General features: G+C 40.7%; 14 protein-coding genes. 9 read left to right on the top strand and 5 right to left on the bottom strand.

Features of this window, described 5'->3' with window-relative positions; genetic code table 11:
• Positions 1–91: 91 nt before the first annotated feature.
• Positions 92–4,276, top strand: coding sequence for a non-ribosomal peptide synthetase (locus HGR01_RS30235; protein ID WP_155539016.1), 4,185 nt, complete (start codon positions 92–94; stop codon positions 4,274–4,276).
• 137 nt (positions 4,277–4,413) lie between these two features.
• On the top strand, positions 4,414–4,749 hold the full coding sequence (gene petJ, locus HGR01_RS30230; protein ID WP_045868514.1) for a cytochrome c6 PetJ: 336 nt from the start codon (positions 4,414–4,416) through the stop codon (positions 4,747–4,749).
• 239 nt (positions 4,750–4,988) lie between these two features.
• Here petJ and HGR01_RS30225 read toward each other — a convergent pair whose 3' ends face one another.
• Positions 4,989–5,834, bottom strand: a complete 846-nt coding sequence (locus HGR01_RS30225; RefSeq protein ID WP_096621864.1) for a M56 family metallopeptidase — start codon at positions 5,832–5,834, stop codon at positions 4,989–4,991.
• Positions 5,834–6,253 (bottom strand): BlaI/MecI/CopY family transcriptional regulator, encoded by a 420-nt coding sequence (locus HGR01_RS30220; protein WP_045868516.1) that lies wholly within the window; start codon positions 6,251–6,253, stop codon positions 5,834–5,836. The genes HGR01_RS30225 and HGR01_RS30220 overlap by 1 nt, the downstream gene beginning before the upstream one ends.
• Before the next feature lie 688 nt (positions 6,254–6,941).
• Here HGR01_RS30220 and HGR01_RS30215 point away from each other — a divergent pair.
• From HGR01_RS30215 to HGR01_RS30185, 7 genes are all read left to right on the top strand, one after another.
• Positions 6,942–7,442, top strand: coding sequence for a DUF2231 domain-containing protein (locus HGR01_RS30215; protein WP_045868517.1), 501 nt, complete (start codon positions 6,942–6,944; stop codon positions 7,440–7,442).
• On the top strand, positions 7,439–8,044 hold the full coding sequence (locus tag HGR01_RS30210; RefSeq protein WP_045868518.1) for a DUF2231 domain-containing protein: 606 nt from the start codon (positions 7,439–7,441) through the stop codon (positions 8,042–8,044). The genes HGR01_RS30215 and HGR01_RS30210 overlap by 4 nt, the downstream gene beginning before the upstream one ends.
• Positions 8,041–8,937, top strand: coding sequence for a cytochrome c oxidase subunit II (locus HGR01_RS30205; RefSeq protein ID WP_045868519.1), 897 nt, complete (start codon positions 8,041–8,043; stop codon positions 8,935–8,937). The genes HGR01_RS30210 and HGR01_RS30205 overlap by 4 nt, the downstream gene beginning before the upstream one ends.
• Before the next feature lie 43 nt (positions 8,938–8,980).
• Entirely contained in the window at positions 8,981–10,657 is a 1,677-nt protein-coding gene (ctaD, locus tag HGR01_RS30200) for a cytochrome c oxidase subunit I (protein WP_045868520.1), read from the top strand.
• Between the two features lie 110 nt (positions 10,658–10,767).
• Positions 10,768–11,388: a heme-copper oxidase subunit III gene (locus tag HGR01_RS30195; protein WP_045868942.1), complete on the top strand. Its 621-nt coding sequence runs from the start codon at positions 10,768–10,770 to the stop codon at positions 11,386–11,388.
• A gap of 144 nt (positions 11,389–11,532) precedes the next feature.
• Entirely contained in the window at positions 11,533–13,083 is a 1,551-nt protein-coding gene (locus HGR01_RS30190) for a GMC oxidoreductase (protein WP_045868521.1), read from the top strand.
• A 156-nt stretch (positions 13,084–13,239) separates the two neighbouring features.
• Entirely contained in the window at positions 13,240–14,037 is a 798-nt protein-coding gene (locus HGR01_RS30185) for an OST-HTH/LOTUS domain-containing protein (RefSeq protein ID WP_045868522.1), read from the top strand.
• Between the two features lie 528 nt (positions 14,038–14,565).
• On the opposite strand, the gene efeB is transcribed toward HGR01_RS30185, so the two are convergent.
• The 3 genes from efeB to efeU all read right to left on the bottom strand — a co-directional run bounded on the left by efeB (position 14,566) and on the right by efeU (position 17,958).
• Positions 14,566–15,837: an iron uptake transporter deferrochelatase/peroxidase subunit gene (efeB, locus tag HGR01_RS30180; RefSeq protein WP_194007705.1), complete on the bottom strand. Its 1,272-nt coding sequence runs from the start codon at positions 15,835–15,837 to the stop codon at positions 14,566–14,568.
• A 17-nt stretch (positions 15,838–15,854) separates the two neighbouring features.
• Positions 15,855–17,054, bottom strand: a complete 1,200-nt coding sequence (efeO, locus tag HGR01_RS30175) for an iron uptake system protein EfeO (RefSeq protein WP_304412421.1) — start codon at positions 17,052–17,054, stop codon at positions 15,855–15,857.
• Between the two features lie 67 nt (positions 17,055–17,121).
• Entirely contained in the window at positions 17,122–17,958 is an 837-nt protein-coding gene (gene efeU, locus HGR01_RS30170; protein ID WP_045868523.1) for an iron uptake transporter permease EfeU, read from the bottom strand.
• Between the last annotated feature and the right edge of the window lie 25 nt (positions 17,959–17,983).

The following is a 17,983-nucleotide window of genomic DNA, read 5'->3' as shown; positions in this document are numbered from 1 at the left end:
CAGTATATTAGACCTCTGACAAAAGTCTTCCTCCCTGTTCTCTTCTCTGCGCCTCTGCGCCTCTGCGTGAAAAAAATCTTTGAACAAAAACATGATGAACAAAAACCAACTTTTAATCGAACTCGAAAAACGAGGAATCAAACTCTGGCTAGAAAATGATCTATTAAACATCGAAGCACCAAAAGGAACATTAACACCAGAACTACGCGATTCCCTCAAAGAACATAAACCAGAACTGATCAAACTCCTAAACCTCAACAACATCAAAACAACCTCCCTACCAATCATCAAACCAAATCCTCAGCAACATCACCAACCATTTACACTTACCGACATCCAACAAGCGCATTGGTTAGGACGCAATCAAGTATTTGAATTAAGCCATGTCAGCAATCATGTTTACATAGAATTTGAAACTACTAACTTAGACATATCGCGCCTAACAACAGCTTGGCAAAAACTCATTCAACGTCATGATATGCTCAAGGCGATAGTATTACCCACAGGAGAACAAAAAATCTTAGATAAAGTTCCCGATTATCAAATTACTATCCTAGACTTGCAAGAATTAGAAACCCCACAAATCGAAATCGAATTAACAGCAATCCGCGAAAAGTTATCTCAACAAAACCTACCTTCGCACCAATGGCCGTGGTTTGATATTCGAGCCACTTATTTAAATCAACAACAAATTCGGCTACATCTCAGCATGGATTTATTACTGATAGATGCTGCGAGTATTCGGATTTTATTTCACGAATGGAATCAACTTTATCAAAATCCCGAATTATCATTACCACCATTAGAACTATCATTTCGAGATTATGTCATTGCTAAAAATTCTCTCCAAGACTCAGAATTAGTCAAGCGATCGCAAACTTATTGGTTTAATCGTTTAGATACTCTACCACCAGCACCAGAACTACCCCTAGCTTGTTTTCCTAGTGAATTAAAAGAGTATACATTCAACCGCTACGCAGGAAAACTAGAACCCCATATATGGCAAAAATTAAAACAGCGAGCTCAAAAAGCTGGTTTAACTCCTTCTATCATCTTGCTAACTGCTTTTGCAGAAGTTTTAACTTTGTGGAGTAAAAATCCTGCCTTTACTCTCAACTTAACTGTCTTGGAACGTCTACCACTCCATCCACAAATTAATCAAATTATTGGCGATTTTACTAATACAAATCTCTTAGCAATAGACAATTCATCACCGAATACATTTATAAATCTAGCTCTAAAAATTCAGCAACAATTACTCCAAGATTTAGATCATATTTATATTAGTGGAGTAGAAGTACTGCGGAAATTGCTCAGTCAAAAGCAAACAGAATTGACCGCAGCTATGCCTATAGTATTTAGTAGTGTGTTAGGTTTGGGTAATTTTTCTCAAGCAGATTTAGAATATAACTTTTTAGGAGAAGTGGTGTATGGTATTAGCCAAACCCCGCAAGTTTCCCTAGAACATCAAGTTGCAGAACACAATGGAAGCTTAATTTTTAATTGGGATGCTGTAGAAGCACTTTTCCCTATGGGAATGTTGGATGAAATGTTTACAGTTTACTGCAATTTGCTGGAGCGTTTATCCCTAGAAGATGAATTGTGGACAGAACCCATAGAATTATTACCATCAATCCCAATTCATCCTCATCCACCAATCCCGCAAACAGCTTTACTCCACACTTTATTTTTTGCACAAGTATCTCAACGTCCACAACAACAAGCTGTAATTAGCAGCGATCGCATTCTCACCTATCAAGAGTTAAGCGATCGCGTCACTGAATTAGCACGACAATTAGGCGATCGTTCTCAGGTAGCGATAGCGCGGAGCGCTGTGCCGGAGGCAATCGCTATCATTATGGAAAAAGGTTGGAAACAGGTTGTTGCTGCTTTGGCTATCCTTGCTGCTGGTGGTATCTATGTCCCCATCGATCCAGGATTACCACAGGAACGTATATGGTACTGCTTACAACAAGCAGAAGTCAAACTCATACTGACGGAAAGTAGCCTTGTTCATAGTCTGGAATATCCACAGAACATCCCGACTTTGTGTATAGATTCATTACCAACTCCACCATCTCACCAGCCATACCAGCAAATCCCCAAACCCACAGACTTAGCCTATATCATCTACACCTCTGGTTCTACAGGAACACCCAAAGGCGTGATGATTACTCATGAAAGTGCAGTCAACACGATTTTAGATATTAACGAACGCTTTGGGATCGATTCAGGCGATCGCATCTTAGCTATTTCTGCTTTCAGCTTTGACCTCTCAGTTTACGACATCTTCGGCACCTTAGCCGCAGGAGGAACCATAGTCATTCCTGATGCTGCAAACAGTAAAGATCCATCTCATTGGAGTGAATTAATTACCAAACATCAAATTACAATTTGGAACTCAGTTCCAGCTTTCATGCAGATGTTAATTGAGTATAATTTCCATCATTCTCAAGTTACATTTAATACTCTGAGATTAGTTTTATTGAGTGGTGATTGGATATCCCTAAATTTACCCAATCAAATCCAAGCATTATCTCCACAAGCTGAAATCATTAGTTTAGGAGGAGCAACAGAAGCCGCCATCTGGTCAATTTATTATCCAATTACCCAAGTTGACCCCAACTGGAAAAGTATTCCCTACGGAAAACCACTTAAAAATCAATATATTTATGTTTTAAATACATCTCTCAAGAAATGTCCTGTTTGGGTGACAGGAGAATTATATATTGGCGGAATGGGATTAGCCAAAGGTTACTGGAAAGATGAAGAAAAGACAAATGCTAGTTTCGTTATTCATCCAGTTACCAAAGAGAAATTATATAAAACAGGCGACTTGGGACGCTATTTACCCGATGGGAATATTGAATTTTTAGGTCGAGAAGATTTTCAAGTTAAAATCAATGGTTATCGTATTGAACTCGGTGAAATTGAAGCCACATTACAACAGCATCCCAGCGTTAAAGAAGTTGTCGTGACAACAGTACAAAAAACACAACAAATAATCGCTTACATTGTTCCCAAACCAGAGTCAAACATCACCACGCAAGAAATACGTTCTTTTCTCCAAACTAAATTACCAGCATACATGATTCCCTCTACTTTCATGTTGTTAGCATCTTTCCCCCTCACCGCAAATGGTAAAGTAGATCGTCAAGCCCTACCTATTCCTGAAGGTACGCAACCAGAATTAACACAAACTTTTACCCCGCCTCGTAACCAAGTAGAAGAAATATTAATTACAAGTTGGAAGGAATTATTTCAACTTCCGCAAATCAGCATTTATGACAACTTCTTTGCATTAGGCGGACATTCATTTTTAGCACTACAATTAATCTCCAAAATCAATCAAAAATTTCACCCCAATATACCTCTGAGTACACTTTTTCACTATCCAACGGTAGCCGAATTAGGAAATTTTCTGATCCAAAATCATCACGCTTCCTCAACACCTATATCTTTAGTTCCCATCCAACCACAAGGAACTAAACCACCATTATTTTGTATTCATCCCACAGGGGGACAAGTCATGGTGTATCAACATCTTGCCAACTGTTTAGGAACAAATCAACCTGTGTACGCTCTCCAGTCTCGCGCTCTTAACAACTCACTGGATGAGCATAATAGCATTGAAAATATGGCTGTAGAATACGCCAAAATCATTCGCCAACATCAACCTGATGGTGCTTATCATCTTATGGGTTGGTCTATGGGTGGAGTCATTGCCGTTAGTATTACTAAAGAATTAGAACAACAAGGATGTCAAGTTGATTTTCTGGGACTTGTAGACGCGTTCTTATTTCCAGATATTACACCAACTTTGACACCTGATCCTTTATATGAATTAGCATTAGTGTTTGGTGGTACTTTTGTTGATGCTTTGATGAGCCTAGATACTGTTCAACAGCAACAACTACGAGAACAACTCATGAATTTAACTGCTATTGAACGTCTGCAATTAATCATGAATTGGGGACAATCACAAAATTTACTTTCAATAGAACTATCAGAATTATCTATGGAAATATTGCAAAAACAACTAGAAATAACCGAAATTCACCAAAAAATCTTAAAAAAACACCAACCACCACAAATCAAAACTCAAATCTGCATTTGGTGGGCTGCAAAACAACTCACACCTAAATTACCCCGTACCAATTGGAGTCAATATACTATCAAAGCAACTCACACAAAAATCTTAGATGGCAACCATTTTACCATCATGCTTTCCCCCTGCAATACAACGCTTGCCCAGCAATTACAAGAGTACATTTAATTACCTAGCAGAAGAATTCAAACGCTTGCCTGGTAGTCATAAAGTTTGACAGCCTGTCATTTGACGACGCAAGCCATGAAAAACGAAAATTAGTTGGGATATTATGCCGAATAAACTTTTTGCAGAGAGAACATGGAATGAAAAAGATTATTTCAGTGCTGTTTCTAGGTGTAGCGATTTTCACTTTTGCCTTCAATAATCCAGCTTTAGCAGCAGACGCAGCTAGTGGAGCTAAAATCTTTAGTGCCAATTGTGCTTCTTGTCACGCAGGTGGTAAGAACTTGGTTCAAGCTAACAAAACTTTGAAAAAAGATGCTTTAGAAAAGTTTGGAATGTACTCGGCAGAAGCGATTATCACTCAAGTTACAAACGGTAAAAACGCTATGCCTGCTTTCAAAGGTCGTTTAAAACCAAATCAAATTGAAGATGTAGCAGCATATGTGTTGGGGCAAGCAGACAAGGATTGGAAATAAAGTCAGAATACGAGAATAAGACTGTTGTTCTCTAGTTAAGAAATAGTAGGTAGGGTCTGTGCCTTATCTACTCAACCTATGACAAAGCTTTCTTATTACTGAAAAATTTACAGCAACAACTCTCATCATTATCAGAAATTGCTCTAATCCCCATAGACGCAAGGACTAAGGAATATGGAGTTACTTCTTGAAACTGTCTAATTATTGTCACAAAGAACTCAAATACTCACCTAATTCCTCTAATGATGAAACGGAATCACCAGTAATGGCACAAGTACCAAAATTAACCATACCCAAGACCAAGGTTTTGGCTGTCCGATAGAATCTGGTTGCTGCAAAAGTGCATCTATTCTCTGTATAACATGATTGGTTGAGATATGCTGGGCAAAAGCTGCACAAAAATTTGACTCTAGTAAAATTGGCGTATTGACAACCAATAGTAAAGCTTCTGCTAATAACAAACTATCAACTTGTCTAGCAGCCCAATAATCAGCCCGTATTTCCCTTAAAAGTAACAACTCTTGCCATAAAGCTTCAGTGTGCGGTAGCCAAGAGGTTAACTGACGTAGCCACCCCAAAAAGAAAAACCAATAGGTATCGCGGTAGTGGCGATGTCCATCTTCATGGGCTAGTACAGCTTTGACATGGGGGACATCTAAAGTATCTAATAATCCCTGACTGATAATTAACTCAGGTTTCCAAAAACCAACCAAAGCACAATAAACAACAGGCGCATTTAGTAACCGTGCTGGTGTACCGTAGACATAAATTATGGGATAGGTGCGAATTTGTTTTAGCATCCGGTTTCCCTCCCATACCAACTTTAGCCATAAGACACCTGCAAATCCTAAGAAACTGATGGCCAGTCCGTAGCTAACCCAACCTTCCCACCCCCAAACCATAATATGTCCATGAGGCCCCATGCAAAACACAGCAAATGTTGTGGTTAATAGAAGTAATGGCGGGAGGAGAAATAGCAACAAGGCGTGGGGAAAACGTTCCGTCCAACTTCCTATAGGGGATGACCACTGACTTCTCAAGTACCAAGCTAGGATTAACGCCATTACTACCATCAGCAGGTGCATTATTCTTTCTCCCTGAGTTCACGAACTGCTTGGATTTTTTTTGCGATCGCCTCAAACTGTGCCACACTGGCCTCATCCAGACTGTCAGCAAAAGCAGCTACAATCTCCGGCTTACCCAATTCGAGAAATCTCTGTAACTGTTCATAAGCTTCTAAAGACTGGGCTTCTGAATAAGAAATCAAAGGTTGCCAGATATATTGACGTTGCTGTTTCTCAGATTTTAGCCACCCTTTCTTAGTGAGGCGATGCAGTACTGTGGCCACTGAGGAATAAGTTAACTCCCGCTCTGGATCAGCAGTAATATGCTCATGTATATCTTTAACTGTGGCAGTACCCAGAGAGTAAATAATGTTTAAAATCTCTGCCTCTAAAGGGCCTAATTTTAGTTGTTTGGGACGGTAATTTGGCAGAGGATTCATTTTGATTTTTAGTGTATTTTAACTAGATTAACCATAATTTATTGATGATCAATTCGCCTGCAAACTTCATCAATAAATTTGACAAGTTGTCAGAGTTAACTCTGACAACTTGTCTTTTGACATTTCTCACCGACTGACTTAAGGTCGGAGGGGATTTTTAGCGTCATTTAGCTACTCTTTTACCACCTAAAAATCACTGTTTAGGCAGCAAGGGAGATGAAATCGCACCGGTAATTTTACACTGATAAGGGAGTAATTAGAATCTTGAATAAACCTCAAATTATCCATAAATTAAGGAATATGTGGATTGTGGCTCAACTAAGAAAACTTACCAGACATTCAATATTTTTTGAGCAAATAATCATCTTAATACCAGATTATTTAAAATCAATATTAAGTAGTTTATCTATACTATAGTGATATTTTTATCAATGTCAAAAGACAGACTGTCAAACAATTTTAGGTTTGGGATTGTGGATTGAAGCCAAGGATAAATCTACTTAATTTATCCTGTAAAACAATAATAAGTCAAAAGACAGTTTGTCATTTTAATCTCTGACATTTCGTCAAACTAAAAAATCTATAAAAAAGTTAAAGAATAGCTAGATAAATCATTATTGAAGACATTATTTGAAGAATATATTTGTTAAGTTTAACTAAGTGCAGGATATTTGCACAGGAAAAGACCATGTTTGAATATCTTCCACCTTTGAACGACCACAACTTACCTTACCCAGATACCATTCATCCGATTGTTGTCCACTTCGTGATTGCGATGGTATTGTTTGCCGTATTTTGTGATGTAGTGGGTTATTTTAGCCATAACGCCCGTCTTTTTGAAGTCAGTTGGTGGAATATGTTTTTCGCCACCATAGCCATTTTTATTGCTATCATCTTTGGTCAGATTGAAGCGGGTTTAGCCGAACCTTACAACGCAGTTGAACCAGTCCTAAATTTACATACCCTCATTGGCTGGTCGCTTTCAGGAATTATTGCTGCGATTACAGGGTGGCGTTACGTCATTCGGTTACGTGACCCAGAAAAAGTACCAGTTCCCTATCTGGGTGTGGGACTACTTTTAACTTGTTTGGTGTGCTTCCAAGTGTATTTGGGAGATGAATTGGTGTGGGTGTATGGACTGCACACAGTACCAGTTGTAGAAGCTGTGAAGGCAGGTATTTTGCGATGAATACCCAACTAATTGAACAATTGCAAGGGCAACTAGGCGCAAACGGACTACCTTACACTATTCCCATTCATCCCAACTTAGTCCATCTCACCTTGGGTTTATTTATCATCGCCATTGCCTTTGATGTTGTGGGTGTATTATTCCCTCTAGAAAAACCAGTCTTCAAATTTTTAGCCATTCCCGCCACTCGTACCGGCTTCTTTGATGTGGGTTGGTACAATATGCTGGCTTCAGCCATCATCACCTTTTTTACAGTGGGTGCAGGCTTTTACGAAATCATGTTGGCACAAGCACCAACAAATTTAAAAAGTGCTTGGGGATTACCAGCGATGGAGACAATGCTGTGGCATGGTGTCGGTGGTGTCCTCCTCTTAGCACTAATTATTGGCATGACCGTATGGAGAGGATTTCAGCGTTATTTATGGCGTAAAGATAGCAGTCAACAAGTGCAGTGGAGTTATCTAGCGGCTGGGTTCTTCATCATGTTTATTATGTTCGTTCACGGCACATTAGGAGCGCAACTGGCGGCAGAATTTGGCGTACATAATACAGCAGATCAATTACTGAAATTGGGTAAAGATATTAATGCGGTATTGAAATGAAAATTCGGAATATTTTGATTTTAATTGGCTGTGCGATCGCTCTCACAGGTGCAAGCCTCTGGATGGGACAACAAGCCTATTCCTGGTTTCCCCCCCAAGCCGCCGCCGAATCCAAACTTATAGATGAACTATTTAGCTTTTTAGTATCTTTAGGAACCTTCATTTTCCTGGGCGTAACTGGAACAGTCACCTATTCCATAATTTTCCATCGTGCAGGTAAATATGACACCAGCGATGGCCCCCCAATTGAAGGGAATATCACCCTAGAAGTCGTGTGGACAACAATTCCCATTCTGCTGGTGCTGTGGATTGCTACCTACAGCTACAACATCTATGCAGAAATGGCGATTCAAGGGCCAATGGAAGCCATGCACATACATACAATGGCATCAGCCCATGCAGCCACAATGGAGTCTACAACCGAACCCATTGAAAAAATAGAAGTCCTTGCCAAACAATGGGCTTGGGTTTTCCGCTACCCCAATCAAAACGTTACCAGCACCGAATTACATTTACCAGTTAATCGACGCATTAGTTTAGCACTCCAATCAGCAGATGTTCTCCACGGCTTTTACATTCCCGCCTTTCGACTCAAACAAGACATAGTACCCAAACAAACCATCGACTTTGAATTTACCCCCATTCGCCCAGGTAAATATCGACTGCGCGACTCCCAATTTAGCGGTACTTACTTTGCAGCCATGCAAACTGATGTAGTAGTCCAATCCATAGAAGATTACAACCACTGGCTAAAAACAGCCGCAACCCAAAAACCCACCCCCGCAAACAATCAAGCCGCCAACGAATACACCCAAAAAATCAAAGGCGCATTCACCAGTGGCTATCCCACAGTCATACCCGCACCACCCCCTCTAGTCAACTTCCCCTCTTAAACTCAATTTCTCTGCGCCTCTGCGCCTCTGCGTGAAAAATCCTATGACCAATACCCAAATCGAAAAACCCAAAATAGCCGAACCACACCACCCCCCCACCACCTGGAAAACCTACTTCACCTTCAGCACCGACCACAAAGTCATCGGTATCCAATATATAGTCACTTCCTTTCTCTTCTTCCTCATCGGTGGTATCTTCGCCATGATTATTCGCGGCGAACTTATCACCCCAGAAGCCGACTTAGTTGACCGCACCGTTTACAATGCCATGTTCACCATGCACGGCACAATTATGCTGTTCCTGTGGACTTTCCCCGTATTAGTTGGTCTAGCAAACTACCTTGTCCCCTTAATGATTGGGGCGCGAGATATGGCATTTCCCCGCCTGAATGCCGTAGCCTTCTGGATGGTGCCAGTGTTCGGGATTATACTGATGGCTAGTTTCTTCCTACCTGGTGGCCCAGCCCAAGCAGGTTGGTGGTCTTATCCCCCAGTGAGTCTGCAAAATCCTACAGGTAATCTCATTAACGGTCAATTTCTCTGGCTGATAGCTGTAGCCATATCGGGTGTATCCTCGATTATGGGCGGTGTTAATTTTGTCACCACAATTGTCAAAATGCGCGCCCCAGGAATGACCTTCTTTCGGATGCCCGCTTATGTTTGGGCAGTGTTCAGCGCCCAGATTATCCAACTATTTGGCTTACCTGCACTTACAGCCGGGGCTGTTATGTTGTTACTCGACCTTAGTATTGGTACAGCCTTCTTTGACCCGGCAAAGGGCGGTAATGCAGTTCTCTTTCAACACTTTTTCTGGTTCTATTCACACCCTGCCGTCTACGTAATTATACTACCTGTATTTGGCATTTTTTCGGAAATATTCCCTGTTTATAGCCGTAAACCTCTGTTTGGCTATAAAGTAGTTGCCGTTTCCTCACTCTTGATTGCTGGTGTGAGTGGTTTTGTCTGGGTACATCATATGTTTGCCAGTGGTACACCAGCCTGGATGCGGATAGTGTTCATGATTTCCACAATGTTTGTTTCCGTCCCCACGGGAATTAAGGTATTTGCTTGGGTAGCGACAATTTGGGGAGGTAAACTGCGGCTAACTACACCAATGCTGTTTGCTTTGGGTGGATTGATTATGTTTGTGTTTGCTGGTATCACAGGCATTATGCTGTCTTCCGTACCGATTGATATTCACGTCAATAATACATACTTCGTTGTAGGTCACTTTCATTACGTCCTCTATGGAACTGTGACAATGGGGATGTTTGCCGCATTTTATCATTGGTTTCCCAAGATGACTGGGCGGATGTACTACGAAGGCTTGGGTAAGCTGCATTTTTGGTTATCATTCATCGGTACTAACCTGAATTTTTTACCTATGCACCCATTAGGCTTACAAGGGATGTTGCGGAGGGTGGCTTCTTACGATCCAGAATATGCTTTTTGGAATGTGATTGCTAGTATTGGCGGCTTTTTGTTGGGGATGTCTACATTACCCTTTATTTTGAACATGATTGGTTCTTGGGTACAGGGTGAGAAAGCACCGGATAATCCTTGGCGGGCTATTGGGTTGGAATGGCTGGTGGCTTCTCCGCCGCCGGTGGAGAATTTTGAGGAGATTCCTGTGGTGATTTCTGAACCTTATGGGTATGGGAAGTCTGAACCGTTGACGGCGAATCTGGAAAAGCAAGAGTTAATTAAGGATTTGAATTAGCTGCTGATTTATTGGATGAAAAGTTCACGCAGAGGAGCCAGTGCGTTGCGCGGGTTCCCCGCGTTGTAGCAACTGGCGTAGCGCAGAGGCGCAGAGAGAAGGAGGGAGTTATGACTGTGAATAGTTCTATTAGTCGAGAAGAGTTGCAGGAGTCTTTGGAGACGAGGACTGTTGAACATACTCATGATGAAGCCGCCAATAGTATGTTTGGCTTTATCGTATTTTTACTTTCGGAAAGCATTATTTTCTTGAGTTTTTTTGCGGGATATATTGTTTATAAAACCACAACTCCTGATTGGCTACCGCCTGGTGTTGAGGGATTAGAAGTTAGGGAACCGGCAATTAATACGGTGATTTTGGTTTCCAGTAGCTTTGTGATTTATTTCGCGGAACTTGCCCTAAAACGTCATAATATGTGGGGATTTCGCCTGCTTTGGTTAACAACAATGGCGATGGGTAGCTACTTTTTATATGGCCAAGCAGTTGAATGGAATAGCCTGCATTTTACTGTGACATCTGGCGTATTCGGGGGAATGTTTTATCTACTAACAGGATTCCACGGTTTGCACGTTTTCACTGGTGTGGTGTTGCAGTTAATTATGTTAGTGCGATCGCTCATCCCCGGTAATTACGATAAAGGTCATTTTGGCGTAGATGCAACTTCCCTATTTTGGCACTTCGTCGATGTAATTTGGATTATTTTATTTCTCCTCATCTACATCTGGCAATGAGTAATAAATCCTTACCTTTGCGTCTTTGCGCCTACTCTTTGCTACGCAACGCTACCGCGAACGAGAACGGCTTCCCTACGGGACGCTACGCGAACGCCGAATGCGTGAGCCTTTCCTATTCTCACTTTCTCACAGAAAACCCTTATGATTATCGACGATCAACACTACGACATTATCATCGTTGGTACTGGTGCCGGTGGCGGTACATTAGCATATAAACTCGCCCCCACTGGTAAAAAAATCCTCATTCTAGAACGCAGCAATTTTCTCCCCAAAGAAGAAGAAAATTGGAGTGCTGTTGAAGTCTTCAAAAAAGAACGTTATCACACTCAAGAACAATGGTACGACAGCGCCGGCGAACCATTTCGTCCGCAAATTAATTATTGGGTAGGTGGGAATACAAAAGTATATGGTGCAGCACTGCTGCGGATGCGGGAAAGAGATTTTAAAGAAGTTAAACATCAAGATGGGGTTTCAATTGAGTGGCCTTTGAAATACCAAGACTTTGAACCCTATTACACCGAAGCCGAGAAACTCTACCATGTCCACGGTAAATCAGGCGATGACCCTACAGAACCACCCCACAGCGAAACTTATCCCTATTCCGAAGTTAGTCACGAAGCGCGGATGCAGGAAATTGCTGATGCTATCTCCCAACAAGGGCTACATCCAACACATTTACCTTTAGCACTCAAGAGTGATTGTATCCGATGTCACACCTGTGATGGTTTCCCTTGTAAAATAGATGCGAAAGCTGATGCTCATACTGTGGGAATTAACCCAGCTTTATCACATCCCAATGTCACTTTGAAAACCTCAGCTAAGGTTGTGCGTTTACACACTAACCCATCTGGTGTGGAAGTAAAAGCTGTGGAAGCAGAAATTGATGGACAATCCTATCTATTTTTTGCAGATATTTTCGTGTTAGCTTGTGGTGCGGTAAATTCGGCGGCGTTGTTATTACGTTCTGCAAATGACAAACACCCCAAAGGACTTGCTAATAGTTCCGATTTGGTGGGACGTAATTTTATGAAACACCTGATGACGGCGATGGTACAACTCAGCCCGACACCAAACCCAACGGTTTTTCAGAAAACCATCTCTGTGAATGATTTTTATTGGGGAGAATCAGAGTTTCCTTTCCCGATGGGTCATATTCAAAATACAGGTAGTATTCTGCAAGAAATGATTCCGTCCGAAGCATCGCCTTTGTTATCGCTGATGTCGAGGTTAGTACCTGGGTTTGGAATGCGACAGTTAGCCAATCATTCTATTGGTTGGTGGTTACAAACGGAAGATTTACCTGACCCAAAAAATCGGGTGCGGGTAGTAGGTGATAAGTTGTATTTGGATTATACGCCTAATAATATCGAGGCACACGATCGCCTGATTTATCGCTGGACGAATATCCTCAAAGCTGTAGACCGCACCTCAGAAAACCCGGTGTTTCGTCGCGGTATTTATCCCCGTAGTGATAGCCCGATTCAAGTGGTGGCGAATCAGTGCGGTACTTGTCGGTTTGGGGAAGATGCAAAAACATCTGTGCTTGACCTTGATTGTCGCACCCATGATGTGAATAATCTCTATGTTGTTGATGGTAGTTTCTTCCCGTCTAATTCTGGGGTGAGTCCGGCTTTAACTATTATCGCTAATGCGTTGCGAGTTGGCGATCGCTTGATTGAACGCTTACATTAATTGATTACAACCTACTTCAATCTTTGAGGTGGTGACTTTGGCGTTTTCAGAAACATCACTGATGCAAATACCAGATTTACAGGCTTAATATTTTAACTTAAAGCCCAACCTATGTGATGGTTAGACTTGATTGTTTTCTCGAAATTTTCCTTTGTCATGGAAAAAGAATATCACGAACTGGTGAATGAAGTCTTCAAACAAATAGGACGAAATGTATTGATATTTCAGCAAATTGAAAAAGGCTTGAAATTACTTCTTCCGTATATACACTCAGATGGTAGTCAAAAGGGTATAGATAGCTTTCGGAGTTATAAAAAAGCAAATAAGTCACAAACTCTAGGGAATCTAATAAATAGCTTGATTGATTCTTGTGAGTATGATTCTGATTACTTTGTTGAGAACTTAAAAAAAGTAGTTGCTAATCGGAACAAACTGATTCATCACTTTGGAGAGTCGGAAGGTATAAACATATTAGCCACTAAGGAAGGATGTTTGAACTGTATTGCTGACTTAGAATCACAACACCAAGAAGCATTATCTTTTTATCAAGACATAAAGCTGTTTGTATTGGGCGTGCTGTACCTACTTCGGGAAAATTATGCTGAATCTCATCCAAAAATAGATTTGTTATACAAGCAATTCAGAGCAGAAGTTACCTCTAAGGTTGAATATATCAATCTTGACAATCCATCTGATACAGGATGGGATAATACACAAATTGTCAAGTTACTCCGTTTAGCCGAAACAAACACAGACAAAATAGGTGATATGACTTTGCTAGCAAGAGCAGGGGAATTTATTAAGAGTCAATATCCTGAGTGTACACCAAAAAAGTACGGAATTAAAACTCTAAAAGGTGTTTTGAAAGTGTCTGGCTTATTTGAAATTATTGAGAGCCAAAATGTCCAGCAAAACGGTGTATCTGTTCTATATAAAAGCAAAGTTCTGCAATAGCTACACTAATCTACACGATTGATGAATAAACTTTAGCTTTGTTTGGGTGTTATCTATTTCAAGTTTATTAAATGAGTGCATTTTAATGAAATCGATGGAAAAAATCACCACTATGAAACATAGAGAATGGCAATGGAAAAGTTTGTATGTAGCTTGATCACAGTATTTTTAATCTCCATATCACCTGATTTTTGAAGTGTAATTTTGGAGATGTCTAATAATTGTATTATAAACTTCAGTAAATCACAAATCTCAATAAATAAACAAGGGATACAAACAATTTTGTATCCCTCAATTATATAACAGGTAGGTATGTATGCACCTCTATGTTTCAATAGGACATACTTGAAGCGAATATGATTTTTATTATTACTTGACAAGTATGGGAATGTCAAAAGACAAGCTGTCAGAGTTTTTAAAAGTTAAATATGAAATATTCACAAAAAAGTTCAATAATTTACTCTTGTTATGACATGGTTGACTGATGAACAATCTCCCCCTACACCTCTATTTTGTGTCATCAAAGTCTTAAGCTTTCCCTGCTTCTAATAAAGATTGACCGAGATAACCATCTTTTGCCAAAACTCCTGGTAAAGCAAAGAAATATCCGCCACCAATCGGTTTGATATACTCTTCTAAAGGCTCTCCATTTAAGCGTGACTGGACTGTAATAAAACCTTTCTCTAAATTTGACTGGAAACAAACAAACAGCAATCCCATATCTAGCTGTCCAGATTTGTCATATCCACGGGAGTAATTGAAGCCACGACGCAGTATTAAACTCGATTCTGACTGGCGGGGATTGGCGAGGCGAATATGAGCGTCTAAAGGAATTTGTTTACCTTTGGGGTCTTTTTTATAGTTAGGAATATCATGCTCATGTTTCATTCCCAGAGGTGCGCCAATATCCTTATCACGCCCGATAATTGTCTGTTGTTCTTGTAATGGTGTTCTGTCCCAACGTTCAACAAAGTTACGAATCACTCGCACTACTTGATATGTACCACCAACAGTCCAAGCAGGTTCATCGGTGTTTGGTTGTACCCACACAACTCGATTCATTAAGCCATTGTCGTTAACATCTAGATTTGCTGTACCATCTTTAAAACCTAATAAATTACGTACCGTATCTTTACCCAGTTTCTTGATAGTATGGGGTGGAAGAAAGCCTTCCATCTTCCAACGTAAACTCAATAAATCTGGAAAGTTTTTGATAATATCGCGTAGTGCGTGAATATTAGTTTCGGCTGTATTTGAACAAAATTGAATTAACAAATCTCCATGACACAAACTAGCATCCAAAGCATCATTCGGAAAGTCAGTCATAGTGATTAAATGCTTTGGTTTGAGATGGCTTAAACCATAGCGGTTATCAAATAATGATGCTCCTACTGCAACTGTAACTGTGAGGTTATCAGGAAAGACTTTCGTACCTAAAACACCAGAGTCGGTAGGTGGAAGTTTCGAGTCTACAATTTTGGGAGTTCCTCCAACCATTAAAAATTCAATTCGTTCGGTCAGAGTTTTAAATAGTCTGACTAAATCTTCTTTAGTTTTGGCGACAACATCAAAGCTCACAATTAATGCTGAAGCAGATGCAGGGGTTAAAATACCCGCTTGATGAACACCAAAAAAAGGTTGTCTTTCTTGGGTAGTGTCCTCGCTATTAGCAACAAGTTTCCGAAAACTCAGTGTAGTTAAAGCTGCAACTCCACCAGCTGCGGCCATCCCAATTAAGAGGTCTCGACGGCTAATGCGAGGGGTGATGTGTAAATCTAGTTTTTTGACAGTAGACGACATTATCTTGATTCCTTATTTCATTCCACACCAAGGGTTCCCCGCAGTTGCGAGAGGTCTTCGGCTAAGACGGTAATTGCTGCTTTTAAGTCTTTTTTGTCGCCTTCAGTCAGCTTTTCATAAGTAACAAAGCCACCTTCAGGAGCTTTGTATTTTGTCAATCCCTGATTTACCTTGGCAAAATTATCATCTACTCGCTTCAGTAGTTGTGGATTGTTTTTTTGAATTTGCGATCGCAACAATTCAACTATCTTTTGAGAACCTTCAACGTTAGAATTAAAATCCCACAAATCAGTCCGACTATAGCGGTCTTCTTCTCCAGAAATCTTGGTTTTAGCAACTTCTTCAATTAAAGCCGCAGCACCACCAACCATATTTTTTGGCTCAATAGTCAGTGTGGCTATCCGCTTTTGCAACTCTAGAACATCTTTGTTCAACTTTTCGGCAATGGGTTTCATACCTTTGGTAGTGTTGTCTTGAAAAAGTGCTTTTTCTATGCGGTGAAAGCCTGTAAATTTGGGGTCTGCTTCTTTATTTTGGAAGTCATCGGCGCGAGCATCCATACTACCATCAAGGTCAGAAAAGAGTTCGGCAATTGGTTCTATGCGTTCCCAATGAACGCGGGTAGGTGCATATAATTGCTTCGCTGTTTTCAGGTCGCCTGCGATGACTGCATCGGTAAAGGTTTTCGTTTGATCTACCAATTTGTCAGTTTCTTTGGTGACGTAAACTTTGTATTCGGCGATCGCACCAATGAGTTTATTCTGGTCAACAGTAGTACTTGCTTGGATGGCGTTATCTCCAGCCTTGACTATGAGTTTACCTTTGGCGTTGCTGCGTAAACCGCAAGCCATGTCATATTCCCCTGCTTCCAACTGTTCTTTGAGCTTTTGTACAAACCCAGGTGCAATATTTTCCCTCTCAGCAACCACCTTCACACCAGATAAAATTTCCCACTCTAAAGATTGACTACTTTTATTGGTAATCACAAAGGTATTTTTACCTGCTGTAACTGTTAGTTGATTGGGTTCGCAACCTTTATCTGTGACTGTAATTGCAGTTTCGGGAATGGTTTTGCTATCTATGTTGCTAACAGTTTGGACATTGGATGAATTATTGCTGTTTTGGCTGGTTTTGTTAGAGTCACAGGCTGTTGTTGTTAAACCTATCAAACAAGCGATCGCAGGTATATACATCCACTGACAAATTTGAATTTTCATACTTATTTTCTATGTAATATTACATAAGATGATTGCTACTTCCAATAACTTCCGAACACATCTTGACTTACTGGGAACGATTGACAGCAGTCTTTTGTGTTGTCTGACTTCCAGAAAAGAACAGCACCAATGTAGGAATCAAATAGCCAAAATAGGCGATCGCTTCCCCAAGGGTAGGAGCATCGTTGTAGCTAAAAATACCTGCTAAAACTGAACCAATAACTCCATGTGTAGGAAGAGTTTGACTAGCATCAAATACGATATTTTGTAGTGAATTCCAAATTCCCGCTTCATGAAAAGCACGTACCGCACCTGCAAGCAGTCCCGCAGCCACGACAATAATAAAAACTCCTGTCCACTTGAAAAATTTTCTCAGGTTAATCCGAATACCACCTTGATAAATTCCGACTCCAACGGCGATCGCGGCTAGGTATCCCAAGACTGCACCTAATGGTACGCCAAATCCCAAGTTTTGCTGAAAACTAGCCAGCAGAAACACTACTGTTTCCAACCCTTCACGCAGCACAGCGAAAAATGACATCCCTACCAACGCCAAACCCCATCTATCACCTTGGGAAATTGCGGTTTCAATTTGGCTGTGCAACTCACCTTTAATCGAACGCGCTGCGCGGCGCATCCAAAAAACCATCCAGGTTAGCACCCCAACAGCAACTACTGAGATTGCACCTGCAAATAATTCCTGTTCTTGTTGAGGAAAATCACCGCTTGTTGCTTGCAAAATTATTGCCAATGCCAAACATAGTAAAGTAGCCAGGATAATTCCCATCCACACGGCTTTCATCAGATAGGTGCGTCCAGTTTGCTTGAGGTAACTGGCAATAATACCAACAATCAAAGCCGCTTCCACCCCTTCCCGAAACATGATTAGAAAAGTGGCAAGCATATTTATCGCTAAAGTTTCTCTTTTA

Origin of the sequence: Tolypothrix sp. PCC 7712 (genome assembly GCF_025860405.1) — a bacterium.
Lineage (GTDB): Bacteria > Cyanobacteriota > Cyanobacteriia > Cyanobacteriales > Nostocaceae > Aulosira > Aulosira diplosiphon.
The sequence above is the reverse complement of the archived record's forward strand: the minus strand, read 5'-3'. Positions and strand labels throughout refer to the sequence as shown.